Raw genomic sequence first — 12,489 nt, forward strand, 5'->3', positions numbered from 1 at the left:
TATGAGGGTGGCGCTCTTTGCCACAATCAGATTTTATCTTTTTTCCGAGGAGCTAGCCCGCGTAGCTAGATAAATTTAAAAGTGAAGCGGGCTCGTTTAGCTCCGACAGAAAAATAGGAAAATAGAAGGGTGGCGCTTTATGCCACAATCAGATTTTATCTTTTTCCCGAAAAGCTAGCCCTTAAAGCCAGATACTATAAATAAGATTCCGTAGCCACAATCAATACGCGACTTTTCCCTTTTGAATGATTAATTAGCTGATGTGGTTCTGTCGCTTGATAATACATGGCTTCCCCTTTTTTAGCAGAATAAGTCGATTCTCCTAAGATCAAAGAAACTGAACCATCGATCACATAAATAAAAGTCTCAGATAAAGAAGGTTCAAACGTCTTATATTCACCATTCTTATCAAAAGTCAGCAAAACTGGCTCCATTTCTTTTTCATTCGATTCGGGAATCAACCATTTCAATTCATAACTATTTTCTTCATCGTAATAAAGTGTACTATCTTCGTCTCTATAAACAATTTTTTGCGCCAAGGTTCGTTCACTAAAAAATTGTTCTGGTGTAATCCCTAAAACTTCAAGAATATTAAAGAACGTTTCCATCGAGGGAGAACTTAAATCACGTTCTAACTGAGAAATATAGCCTTTCGTTAAATCAGTTCGCTCACCTAATTCTTCTTGTGTCAAGTTTTTCTGCACTCGTAAATTACGGAGCTTCTCACCAATCTCCATTGCCCCACCCCTTTTCTATTTTTTAACTATCTAAAAGTTTGCTAATACTAAACTACAAGTTTAATTTTACTTTTTCTAGTATACGAATTTTTCAAAAAATAGCAACTAATTTTAATAAAAAATTTTCATTTTTTAGCATCATCTCATTCTTTTATGCTAACACTGATTGGATTATTTTGACAAAATAAAAAAGTGTCAGGGACATAACTCTGCGAGTTATGTCCCTGACACATGAATTCCGGCTTATTTCTCGGGATTAAACACTTCTTCCCCAACCTCTTCTTCACTCTTGCCAGTTCTTATAAATCTTTTTTTATCAACTTTGCATGGAATTACGTAATTCACCAACAACGCAATCCCCATACCGATAAAGCTATCGACTACTCTTGCAAATGCATAACCATATGATTGATTAGCTGGGATCATAAAAACGATCGTCAACAGTGTTGCACACGCTCCAACTGTTCCTTCGTGATACCCTAAGCTAGCGAGTAGTGCAATCATCAGCGTAATAATAACTGGAATAAAAATCAACTGTACTAATTCTGTCCTACCTAGCCAATTGAATATGGCGATCACCGCGATAGACATGATTGCACCCATGACATTCCCAATAATACGATGTTTGCCATATCTCAAGGTATTTTCCATATCTTCTCTCAAAGTGAAGACAGTTGTAATTGCAGCAACTACGTAAGTTTCTCGTTTTAACAAAATACTGACTAAAATACAAAAAAAGACACTTAACCCTGTTTTAAATGTTCGCATACCTATCTTAAATTTCAACAAACTAAATTCCTTTCAAACTTGATCATAAAATAATGGCTCTCAATGACTTACTTTAGTTGACCGGGTCAACTAAGTAAAGACTACTCTTTCTCATTCTACCCTATTTCGGCTTAAGTATCATCCTAAAATCCAAAAGAGTTCTTACATTATTTTATGAACTATCTGTTTAAATAATTACGATCAGATAAACAAGTTCTACTAGGAATCATTTTTTATTTAATGTAATCACTCTTATTCATAACAGGTATACTCGGATGTTAAGCAATAAACGTATTAATTACCTGTTCTTGTTCCTCAGTCGTATAAAAAAAACTAAAAACAAGGCTTCAGACTCTTCAACTTCTTGTTTTGTCAATTTTTCAGAGCTAGTCCCCATAAAGCCACTCCGCATTCTGTACAGATATTTTTTTCCATATCATGACTCTCCTATAGTTCGTTTTGGAAAATTCTTTTTAATATCTGGTTCAATCAAGACTTCTCTCAAGCTTTCAATTTATTGCGTAATATTTTTTCTTTGTTCCCAGTCTAGATATGTATCAATCAATGCAATAATTCTTAATCACACTATGCGTTGCTTTTGTTTTTTCTTATGATCCATCACAGATCGTGTCTCTTTTCCTGTTTACTGATAATTATTTATTCATTCCGTAGTGTATATAATCCTGCCAAAGTTGATCGACTGCTTCTTTTTCATTTTTTTTTTCACTCTAAAAAAAGAAGTTTCAGTCGATTTTACCAAAGAAAAAAAACAGAATATGGTATGATAGTAACAATCAAAGAAACATCTAATAAAGGAGGTTATCTACTATGTCATTTTCAGCACTAACAATCAATGAAAACGAGGAAAATATTGCTCTAAACATAGAAGAAAAAACGATTGATACACTATCTCAAGGTGAAGTCGTCATTCAAGTTGCCTATTCCTCGGTCAATTATAAAGATTCACTTGCCGTTAAACCAAATGGCGGTGTCATTCGTACGTATCCAATGATTCCTGGAATCGATTTAAGCGGGACTGTTTTGTCCTCTCAAGATGATCGCTTTAAGAAATCTGATAAGGTTCTCGTGACCGGTTATGGATTAGGCGTTACACACACAGGCGGTTTTGCCCAAATCGCTCGAGTCCCAGCAGAATGGGTCGTTCCTTTACCAGAAAATCTAAGTTTAAAAGAAGCTATGCTTTTCGGTACGGCCGGTTTTACTGCAGCCTTATCAGTTCAAGCTCTTGAACAACATGGATTATCTCAAAATAAAGAAGCCACAATTTTAGTTACTGGAGCTTCTGGCGGTGTGGGAACTTTAGCAATTGCAATGTTGAAAAAATTAGGTTATGGGAATATCATTGCTTTAAGTCGAAAAAAAACAGTTACTGATTCCTTGAAAAAAATCGGAGCCGCTGAAGTTCTTTTACTAGATGAATTTATGCCTGAAAAAATCAAACCCTTAGCAAAACAAACGATTGATTTTGCGATCGATACTGTTGGTGGCGATGTTACTTGTGCCCTTTTACCCCAGCTTAGTTATGGTGGTAATATTGCGATTTGTGGAAATGCAGCAGGAATTAAGTTAAATACAACTGTGTTACCATTTATTTTAAGAGGAACCAATCTATTAGGGATTGACTCAGTCAACGTGCCAATGCCTCAACGAGTAGTTATTTGGCAACGTCTAGCAACTGATTTAAATGTAAGTCAACAGGCGCTAACGAATGAGATTTCATTAGAAGAACTTCCAACGATCTTTGAACAATTACAATCTGGGACTCATCATGGTCGTACTATCGTCAAAATGAAGTAAAGGAGCATCACATAAATGAATATTTTAATCACAGCAGGTGGAACTTCAGAAAAGATTGATAATGTCCGTTCCATCACGAATCATTCGACAGGACGTTTAGGAAAAGAGATCGGTGAACACTTTTTAGCTAACGGTCATCACTTAACCTATGTAACAACTCCTCAAGCTGTCAGACCAAAAGCAGAAGAAAATTTGACTCTTATCGAAATCGAAACAACAAAAGACTTAGAAGCAGCTTTGCTTGAACAATTTAAGCAGCAGTCGTTCGACGGAATCATCCATAGCATGGCTGTGAGTGATTATACAACTGAAACAACTATGTCAGAAGAGATCTTTATTGAAAAACTGGCTGCTACATTAGCAAAACAGCCTGCTTTATCCGATTTAACTAAATTAACTGAAGCTCTTTACCTTAGTCTGGACGAAATTGGTAAAACTAGCCAACAAGAGAAAAAAATTCCTTCTGGAACCGATCGACTCTTGCTTTTTTTGAAGAAAAATCCTAAAATAATTGCAATGCTGAAGGAACAACAGCCACAGGCCATTCTTGTTGGATTTAAGTTGTTGGTCGGCGTTTCCACAGAAGAACTGATTCATGTGGGACAATCGATTTTAGCAAAAAATAATTGTGACTTCGTATTAGCAAATGATCTTGAAGAGATTCATGGAGACCAACATAAAGGTATCTTGATTGACGCACAAGGTCAAACTGTGACAGCTCAGACTAAAAACGAGATCGCTCAACTGATCGTTAAAAAAGTTGAAGAAAAATGGAGGAACTAATGATGAAAAACATACTGTTAGGGGTTTCCGGCAGCATATCTGCTTATAAAGCTGCAGATATAACGAGTCAACTCACGAAATTAGGGTATGATATTGACGTCATCATGACAACGAATAGTACCAAATTCATCACACCATTGACGTTACAATCACTATCTAAAAATCCAGTCCATACAGATGTTATGGAAGAAATTGCTCCAGATAAGATCAACCATATTGAATTAGCCAAAAAAGCAGATCTTTTTTTAGTCGCTCCAGCTTCTGCTAATATTCTAGCCAAATTGGCAAACGGAATTGCAGATGACATGCTTTCAACTGTTGCCTTAGCGTTAAAAGAAGAAGTTCCGAAGTTTATCGCCCCAGCGATGAATACGTATATGTATCAAAATCCGATCACGCAACGGAATTTGACGACACTGAAAGAAGTTGGGTATCATGAAATTGATCCCCGTGAAGCACTATTAGCTTGTGGTGATTTTGGGCGTGGCGCTCTGGCAACCGTTGAGGAGATTGTTGCGACGATCAATGAAGTTTTAGCGAAATAATTTTGAGGAGTCATTTATGAAAAATACAAAAACATTTACCTTAACCGCTATGTTTTTAGCAATCTTGATTTTATTATCTGCCGTTCCTTTTTTAGGGTTTATTCCAATTGGACCTATCAATGCAACCACTATGCACATTCCTGTGATTATAGCTTCTATTGTTTTAGGCCCAAAAATTGGCGCTTTTTTAGGTGGTGTCTTCGGAATTATCAGTATGATTCGTAGTACGATTATACTATCTCCGTTATCGTTTATTTTCTCCCCATTTATTCCTGTGATTGGAACAGATCAAGGAAGCTGGAAAGCGATTATTGTAGCTATGGTCCCAAGAATTTTAATCGGTATCGTCCCTTATTTTGTCTTTATCGGTCTTAAAAAACTAACAAAAAATAAACCGAGCTCTCAACCAGTCAGTTTATTCATCGCAGGCTTCCTAGGATCAGCTACTAATACGATTCTTGTAATGAACTTGATTTATTTTCTATTTAAAGATTCTTATGGACAAAGTATCGGCGTTAGTGGCGCGGCAATTTATACTGGTATTTTGACCGTTATCTTTACTAGTGGTGTTGTTGAAGCAATCGTTGCAGCAGTTGCGACTGTTGGGGTTGCTTCAGTATTATTACGTTTAGTGAAAAGGAATGCTACGCAAAAATTATAAAAAGATTGGGGCAGCTAATCCTGCCCCAATCTTTATTTTTTTTGTTTTTTCAATTTATAAGCATATTCACTCGCTTTAAACAACAAGCCATTAACTGGTAAATCAAATTCACCTATAAATTCATTTACGGTTGGGTTAAAGTTCGCTTTAAACTTGATCAAGCCATCACTCAAACTACCTTCTAATCCACCCATATTACAAGATGTACAGCCTCGTTCAAAACATTCATTGATTGCGTCAAACCAGGTTAGATATGCAGGCATATAGCGCTTATACCGTTCATCCATCCCAGCATACAAAATCTCACTAGTTGATCCAAAGGTAATCGCTAAAGCGCCAGCCACGACCGCAACATCTCCAGAATGTGCAATATTTTCTTCCAGTTCCGTCATTTCACGGGTTAGCGAAAAATCAAGCTCTTCTAAATTATGACGTTTTTTCACTTGATTTTCTTTGAGATTTGCTAGATCTTCTTTATTTTTATCAAAGCGTTGTTTGGTTTCTTCAAAACGTTCTTTCAAGTTGACTTGTGCTAACATGATAAATGAACTCTCAGGATAGATCCTTAATAATTTTTCAAAATAGTCACTATTTCTCAATGAAATATTTTGACGCTCCGTCGTCAATTCAATCACTTTAGCAAAATCATCAACTAATTCAGTATGCCCCATTTTAACCATAACGCCTTTTTTCTGAGCTTGTTTCATCATTTTTTTTGTGCTTTTTGATAGTTGTTCTTCGCTGAAATCTTCTTTATATATATTTGCTTGAAAACGGGGTTGGATCGTTGCATCCATCGCCATCGTCAAGCCTTGGTGTTTCGCTCCACTTGCGACGATATTATCAATGACTGATTGTGCCATTGGATCAATTGTTTGTTCTTCGCCAAGATGAAAATCTTTATAATGAACTGTTGGATCCATTTTTACAAATAAGGCACGTTTTTTCTTACCGAACTGCTTTAGCTCTTTTAAAAAGAATGCAACTAGTTCTGAATTTGTATAATCCATGATTGGACCGCGTGGTGTATAAAGCATCGAAAATTTCATTGGTAATGGTCTAATCAATACCAAGCTAGAGGCAACTAAGGTACCATTTTCGTAAACTCCGACAATTTCTGAGCCCCAATTATCTTTTACTTTTGCCCATGCAGATGACTGTAATAAATTGCATAAGGGATGGCTTTCCACAAATTTATCGTGTTCTTTGGCATCAACGCCAACTTTAAATTCAAACATTATAAAAAAACTCCTCTACATTTTAGCTTCTGTATTACCATATCATAATTTATTGTACAGGAACAGTAAAGTTTTTCATGAAATTGGTTAAAAAATAATAAGAGGTGCTTTCTAGACTAAAAATAGACTAGAGAGTACCTCTTATTATTCTTTATTGATCAAAGTCGTTTTTCAAAATGAACGGATTTATTGATCCAGTACATTACAGGTGCCGCAACTGCCATAGTCGCAAATTCACTAAGAGCAAGTGTTGCGTAGTTCCCCCAGAAAGCTGCACCGCCATTTGGTGCCAGCATAAAGGCAATAATACACATTGTCGCAGTGAAAAATACCGTATTTAGTGCTAAGCGTGCAATAACATTCGGTACTCTTTTGTGTAATAATGCTGTCAGCCCTAACGAAATAAAGGATTGTAGTCCGCCATATAATGCATCAATTGCACCAAAGCCAAAGAAAAAATTATAAACTACAACGCCACCTAAAACGCCCCACATCAATTTCCGATTGAAAACAACTAAGTGATTCAAACTTTCAGAAATTCTAAATTGGACTGGCCCTGACGAAACAGGTGCAACTAAAATCGTTAAGCCAAGGTATAACGCCATCACAATACCATTCATGGTGATTGCTTTTACTTTACTGTTTGTTGTAACAGTTTTTTGCATAGTTTCCCCACTTTCTCCGAGTTTTTTTACAAGGGATGGTTGATGAACCTTGTTGAGGATCAGTTTCCTCAAAAATTGATACGTAGGCATTATATCGCATTATTAATGGTTTCACAATAAAAAGTCTAAACAAATCCATTTTTGTGCAGTTTTATTTATCGTTTTTAAGCATCCATTATTCTTAATTTTTCACATGTCTGTTATAATAAGACTTTGTACAAGGAGGAAACAAATGAAGAAACATTTTTATCTCGTCATCAATGAGAATGCCGGCAGCGGTACTGGGCGTAAAGCTGCAGATAAAATCATTAAACAATTACAAACGGCTACTATTGATTATACGACTTTTTATACAGATCATGCTGGACATGAAATCGAGATTGTCCAAAATTTAGCACAAGATACTCTGATTCCATGGAGCACTGATTTAGATATCGATACTTTCCCACTTTTAGTTGTTCTTGGCGGAGATGGTACCTTGCATAGTGTTCTTAACGCCTTACAACCTTTTGGCAGTAAGATTCCGATTGGCTATATTCCATGCGGTTCGGGAAATGATTTTGCCCGTGGTGTTGGAATCAATAGACAAGCCGAAAAAGCGTTCTTCCAACTTCTCAAAGCAGAAATACCGCAGGAAATCCAAGTGATTACTTATGATGAATCGATTCAAGAAGAAACTGGACTTGCGGTCAATAATATCGGGATTGGCCTAGATGCTGCGATCGTCAACGCAGCCAATACTTCTGCATCAAAAAATGCATTAAATAAATTCAACATGGGCTCATTATCTTATATTTTTTCTATTCTAAAGGTATTATTTACGCAAAAAGGCTTTCCAATTCTTGTTGAAGTAAATGGAAAGAATCATGAATTTGACCGAGCTTTTTTATGTACGGTGACAAAGCATCCCTATTTTGGTGGCGGGGTACCGATTGCTCCAGTTGCTGATCCACGTAAACCTGTTTTGGATTTTGTTTTAGTAGAACGAGTGAATATGTTTAAAATTTTTTGGCTCATTAGTTTATTGATTCAAAAGAAGCATATGAAATCGAAATACTTTCATCATTTTCAATCTAGCAAATTAAGAATCGTTTCTACCGTTCCCCAATATATTCACGCTGATGGAGAAATTCTAGGGAAAAGAAGTGCTGATATTTCTTTTGGGACAGAAACTAGATTATTTTGGTTTTAAATATGAAAATAAGGTTGAAAAAACAGCGAATGTTTTTTCAACCTTATTTTTTATGCTAATAATTCAAATGCCTGCTTCAAGTCAGCGATCAAATCTTCACTTGCTTCAATTCCAGTAGATATTCTTAATAAGTCTGGTGTTAGACCATATGATTCTCTTAATTCTTTTGGAATGTCCGCATGGGTTTGCGTTGTTGGATAAGTGATCAAACTTTCAACACCGCCTAAGCTTTCTGCGTAGGTGAAAATCGTTAAATTCAGTAGAAATTCTTTGATCATTTCTTGATTTTTGATTTTAAAACTCAGCATACCACCACGTCCTGGATACATTACTTCGTTAACATAGGGACTCGATTTTAGATAGGCTACCACTGCCTGCGCGTTCTTTTCATGTCTTTCCATACGCAAAGCTAACGTCTTGAGTCCTCTGATCAACAACCAACTATCAAAAGGTGACAGGACAGCTCCTGTTGTATTCAAACTATAGGCTAGTCTTTCGCCAACTTCTTGAGAGCGTGCAATCACAGCACCTGCTAATAAATCATTGTGCCCACCTAAATATTTAGTTGCACTATGCAATACAATATCCGCTCCTAAGTCTAATGGGCGCTGGATCAACGGTGTGTAAAAGGTATTATCCACGATCAATTGCGCTTGATGTTGCTTGGTAAAAATCGCAATTTTTTCAAGTGATACTTCACTCATTAAAGGATTTGTCGGGGTTTCAATGAACACTGCTGCTGTTTCGTCTGTAATGGCTTTTTCAAAACCTGCTTCATCATCAACATAAATAAATTGATACATCCCTTGATACTCTAGTTCTTTAAAATAGCGGTAACTGCCACCATATAAATCTCTTGATGCTACGATTTGACTGCCTACAGGAAACTGACTGAAGACTAATTGAATCGCACTCATGCCAGAACTTGTTGCTAAACCAACTGCACCATTTTCTAATACAGCTAAAGCGGATTCTACAACCTCTCTGGTTGGGTTTTTAGTTCTTGTGTAATCATAGCCCGTCGACTCACCTAGGGTTGGATGTTCATACGTTGTTGAAAAATAAATGGGCGTATTGATCGATCCAGTTACTGGGTTTTGATGATTACCGATTTGTGCCAAAAATGTGTCGGTTTGAATTTGTCCCGATTGTTCTTGCTGTTCCATTATCTTCCCTCATTTCTACCAAAATTAAACTACCTTCATGCGAATAAACGGCGGGAGCAAACGGTCCTCCATGCTTCGAGGATCGGAGTGAAACGAGAACCGTAGATGCAAAAGCAATCCCTTCTTATTGCTGTAAAACACAGCGAGGTACGAGCTGATGTTGCACAGTACCTACTTGGTTCTCGAGGTTAAACACTTGTCCCAGCCTCTGCTTTTCATTATATACACCAGTCTTTGCTCAAAGCAAGAAAAAAACTGGAATAACGGCGGTGCGTTCCTTCCAGTTTAGCGATTATTTCATAAAATCATAAGGCGTTGTTTGCCCCATGCCGATCATTGGATCAATTGTCTGCGTTTTTACTAGGTCTGGCGTTAGTAATCGATCTAGGACTTCGTTGACTTGCTCCGCACTTTCTTGCGCCGGTTCATTAAATAATGACATTTCTTCTATTTTAGGTTTAACAACTGTACTGATTGGCTCTGTTGTTTCTTCGATTACCGCTGCTTTATTCTCATTGGTTGTCTCATACACGATCGACTTGTCTGCTCCCGCTGTATCAGAAAATGGTGTCTCCTTATTTAAACCTTCTTCATAAGCTTCCAGCTGCATTCTGGTAGTCAGTGACATATCATCAGCACTAGTAATTCGTTCTTTCAACATAGTTAAGCGACTCGCAGATTCATGGGCTACACAAGTATTAAACGCTTGAACTTCTCCCAGTAAAATCAGAATATCTTTACTTCGAGTAACTGCCGTATAAAGCAAGTTTCTTTGCAGCATCCGATGATACTGGTGAACCATTGGTAAAATAACCATTTTAAATTCACTACCTTGGGCTTTATGGATCGAACAACAATATGAAAGCGTGATTTTATTCCACTCATTACGTTTGTAGCTAACTTCATTGTTATCAAATTGAATCACTAATTCATCGACTTTATCTTCTGATTCCTTAGCTAAAATAATTCCGACAATTTCACCCATATCACCATTAAAAACATTCAATTCCGGCGTATTGACCAAATGTAGGACCTTATCTCCAATACGATAAACCGACTCATTCCACTTTACTTCTTTTTTTGTGCCATCATTTGGATTGAAAATTTCTTGCATCATTTTATTCAGCGCATCGATCCCAGCAGCTCCACGATACATCGGAGCCAATAATTGAATATCTTGGGGTGAAAAACCTTTCGCCTTTGCCTTGGTCACGATTTGACGGACATAGGTCTCAATATGATGGACATCACTAGGGAAAAATGAACGGTCTTTTTGATTTACAGTAAAATTCTGAGGTAATTTGCCTTGCTTGATTTCGTGAGCCAACGGAATAATGCTTGACCCATCCCCTTGTCGATAGATTTCGGTCAACTCTTTTTGGGGAATTTCGTTGATTTGCATCAAATCGTGCAATACTTGCCCCGGACCAACAGAAGGTAATTGATCCTTATCCCCAACGAAAATCACTTGCATATTGGTTGGAATAGCTTTAAACAAGGTATTGGCTAACCAAGTATCAACCATCGACATTTCATCGACGATCAAGAGACCACCCTCTAGTTCTTTGGCTGTCATACTGGGATTTTTTTCCCTCCCAGTTAGTCCCAACAAACGGTGAATCGTACTGGCAGGCAAGCCTGTTGTTTCATTCATCCGCTTGGCTGCACGACCAGTCGGAGCCGCTAGCAAAATTGGAAACATTTCCTGAGTGTAATCTTTTACATCGAGAGAAAGTCCGTTTAGTTCAGCAAAAACTGAAACTATCCCATTGATGACAGTAGTTTTCCCCGTTCCTGGTCCACCAGTTAAGATAAATAATGGCGACTTGATCGCTTCTTCGATTGCTGCTTGTTGAGAATCACCATATAGAATCCCCAAACGTTTTTCCACACCTCGTATATTTTTTTCAATCTCTTTTTTCTCGTATTTAATTTCTTTTTTTCGTGAAAGTAAACGCTGGATCGAGGTCCCAATTCCCCACTCAGAAAAATATAAGCTGTTTTCAAAAAGTTTAGTGCCTTCTTGCTGGATTTTACCTTCTTCCACCAAATGAATGATTTGTTCTGCTACTTGATCTAAAGATATTTCAACAGGACGACTGGCTTCCAAGGTATTGATCGTTTCACGAAGGAGTATTTCCGCTTCCACATAGGTATTTCCTGACCGAACAGAATGTTGGAAAATCTCATGTGTGATCGCAGCTCTGACTCGTTTATCAGAATCAGCTCCAATGCCAAGTTGTTCTGCAATATTATCTGCTCGTTTAAAGCCAATTCCCTCAATATCCTCCACTAATTGGTAGGGATTTTCATGAATAATATCTAAGGTCTCTTCTTTATATGTTTGATAAATCGCAAATGACAGCTGACTACCAAAGCCATAACGATTTAACCCAACAATTACTTGTTCCATTCCGTGATTCAAGCGGATCGTTTCGATAATTGTTTGGCGTTTTTTTTCATTTAATTGAGGAACTTCTGCTAATACATCAGGTGTAGCAATGATTCGGTCAATTGCATCTTCCCCTAAGATTTCCACAATTTTCTCAGCTGTTCGCTTTCCGATTCCTGGAAATTTTTCACTAGAAAGATAATTTACCACACCACTTGCAGAAGTTGGTCGTTCTTGCTGGTAGCTATCGACTTGAAATTGTTTACCATAACGAGGATGATCGACGAAATGACCAAAAAAACGGTAAATCTCTTCTTCTTGGATTTGACCGAAGCTACCCGTTGTTACAATTTCTTTCTCTAAATAATCTGTATTCGTATCCGTGATCTTTACTAGTAAAACTTTATAAAAATTGCTAGGGTTTTGAAAAAAGATCGCTTGAACTTGGCCTACCACATATTCTTTTTCCTCATCACCAAACAATGTTTCCATTACTTTCACCTCGTTCCATCAAACAGTATTTT

At 37.2% G+C, this 12,489-nt stretch carries 11 protein-coding genes; 5 read left to right on the plus strand and 6 right to left on the minus strand.

The genetic code is table 11. From position 1 onward, the window contains the following. Window positions 1–194: 194 nt before the first annotated feature. Both ATZ35_RS16180 and ATZ35_RS16185 read right to left on the minus strand, forming a co-directional pair. Window positions 195–737, minus strand: coding sequence for a helix-turn-helix domain-containing protein (locus ATZ35_RS16180; protein ID WP_208928142.1), 543 nt, complete (start codon window positions 735–737; stop codon window positions 195–197). A gap of 243 nt (window positions 738–980) precedes the next feature. Next, a complete protein-coding gene (locus ATZ35_RS16185; RefSeq protein ID WP_208928143.1) occupies window positions 981–1,523 on the minus strand; it encodes an FUSC family protein in 543 nt (180 codons plus the stop codon). A gap of 810 nt (window positions 1,524–2,333) precedes the next feature. Between ATZ35_RS16185 and ATZ35_RS16190 the strand changes: the two genes are divergently transcribed. The 4 genes from ATZ35_RS16190 to ATZ35_RS16205 are packed head-to-tail and all read left to right on the plus strand — an operon-like array spanning window position 2,334 to window position 5,312. Then, the gene (locus ATZ35_RS16190; protein ID WP_208928144.1) at window positions 2,334–3,323 is read left to right on the plus strand and encodes an oxidoreductase; all 990 of its coding nucleotides are present in this window, start codon (window positions 2,334–2,336) and stop codon (window positions 3,321–3,323) included. Window positions 3,324–3,338: 15 nt separating this feature from the next. Beyond that, on the plus strand, window positions 3,339–4,106 hold the full coding sequence (gene coaB / locus ATZ35_RS16195; RefSeq protein WP_208928145.1) for a phosphopantothenate--cysteine ligase: 768 nt from the start codon (window positions 3,339–3,341) through the stop codon (window positions 4,104–4,106). A gap of 2 nt (window positions 4,107–4,108) precedes the next feature. Next, complete coding sequence (gene coaC, locus ATZ35_RS16200; protein WP_208930519.1) at window positions 4,109–4,651, plus strand: phosphopantothenoylcysteine decarboxylase; 543 nt, start codon at window positions 4,109–4,111, stop codon at window positions 4,649–4,651. A gap of 16 nt (window positions 4,652–4,667) precedes the next feature. Then, window positions 4,668–5,312 (plus strand): ECF transporter S component, encoded by a 645-nt coding sequence (locus ATZ35_RS16205; RefSeq protein WP_208928146.1) that lies wholly within the window; start codon window positions 4,668–4,670, stop codon window positions 5,310–5,312. Window positions 5,313–5,344: 32 nt separating this feature from the next. Here ATZ35_RS16205 and ATZ35_RS16210 read toward each other — a convergent pair whose 3' ends face one another. Both ATZ35_RS16210 and ATZ35_RS16215 read right to left on the minus strand, forming a co-directional pair. Beyond that, window positions 5,345–6,550 (minus strand): aminoacyltransferase, encoded by a 1,206-nt coding sequence (locus ATZ35_RS16210; RefSeq protein WP_208928147.1) that lies wholly within the window; start codon window positions 6,548–6,550, stop codon window positions 5,345–5,347. Between the two features lie 158 nt (window positions 6,551–6,708). Then, a complete protein-coding gene (locus tag ATZ35_RS16215; protein WP_086278954.1) occupies window positions 6,709–7,215 on the minus strand; it encodes a QueT transporter family protein in 507 nt (168 codons plus the stop codon). Between the two features lie 232 nt (window positions 7,216–7,447). On the opposite strand from ATZ35_RS16215, the gene ATZ35_RS16220 reads away from it, so the two are divergent. Next, window positions 7,448–8,407 carry a diacylglycerol/lipid kinase family protein gene (locus ATZ35_RS16220; protein ID WP_208928148.1) on the plus strand — a complete coding sequence of 320 codons (960 nt, stop codon included), beginning with the start codon at window positions 7,448–7,450 and terminating at the stop codon, window positions 8,405–8,407. A gap of 50 nt (window positions 8,408–8,457) precedes the next feature. On the opposite strand, the gene ATZ35_RS16225 is transcribed toward ATZ35_RS16220, so the two are convergent. Beyond that, complete coding sequence (locus ATZ35_RS16225) at window positions 8,458–9,573, minus strand: PLP-dependent transferase (protein ID WP_208928149.1); 1,116 nt, start codon at window positions 9,571–9,573, stop codon at window positions 8,458–8,460. 292 nt (window positions 9,574–9,865) lie between these two features. Then, on the minus strand, window positions 9,866–12,457 hold the full coding sequence (recD2, locus tag ATZ35_RS16230; protein WP_208928150.1) for an SF1B family DNA helicase RecD2: 2,592 nt from the start codon (window positions 12,455–12,457) through the stop codon (window positions 9,866–9,868). Between the last annotated feature and the right edge of the window lie 32 nt (window positions 12,458–12,489).

This window comes from Enterococcus rotai (assembly GCF_001465345.1).
Taxonomy (GTDB): Bacteria; Bacillota; Bacilli; order Lactobacillales; family Enterococcaceae; genus Enterococcus_L; species Enterococcus_L rotai.

What these genes read in the sequence shown, in the direction of transcription:
- ATZ35_RS16190 (WP_208928144.1), top strand. Translation starts at nt 2,334, where the DNA reads ATGTCATTTTCAGCACTAACAATCAATGAAAACGAGGAAAATATTGCT.
- ATZ35_RS16205 (WP_208928146.1), top strand. Translation starts at nt 4,668, where the DNA reads ATGAAAAATACAAAAACATTTACCTTAACCGCTATGTTTTTAGCAATC.
- recD2 (WP_208928150.1), bottom strand. Translation starts at nt 12,457, where the DNA reads ATGGAAACATTGTTTGGTGATGAGGAAAAAGAATATGTGGTAGGCCAA.
- coaB (WP_208928145.1), top strand. Translation starts at nt 3,339, where the DNA reads ATGAATATTTTAATCACAGCAGGTGGAACTTCAGAAAAGATTGATAAT.
- ATZ35_RS16210 (WP_208928147.1), bottom strand. Translation starts at nt 6,550, where the DNA reads ATGTTTGAATTTAAAGTTGGCGTTGATGCCAAAGAACACGATAAATTT.
- coaC (WP_208930519.1), top strand. Translation starts at nt 4,109, where the DNA reads ATGAAAAACATACTGTTAGGGGTTTCCGGCAGCATATCTGCTTATAAA.
- ATZ35_RS16225 (WP_208928149.1), bottom strand. Translation starts at nt 9,573, where the DNA reads ATGGAACAGCAAGAACAATCGGGACAAATTCAAACCGACACATTTTTG.
- ATZ35_RS16215 (WP_086278954.1), bottom strand. Translation starts at nt 7,215, where the DNA reads ATGCAAAAAACTGTTACAACAAACAGTAAAGTAAAAGCAATCACCATG.
- ATZ35_RS16180 (WP_208928142.1), bottom strand. Translation starts at nt 737, where the DNA reads ATGGAGATTGGTGAGAAGCTCCGTAATTTACGAGTGCAGAAAAACTTG.
- ATZ35_RS16220 (WP_208928148.1), top strand. Translation starts at nt 7,448, where the DNA reads ATGAAGAAACATTTTTATCTCGTCATCAATGAGAATGCCGGCAGCGGT.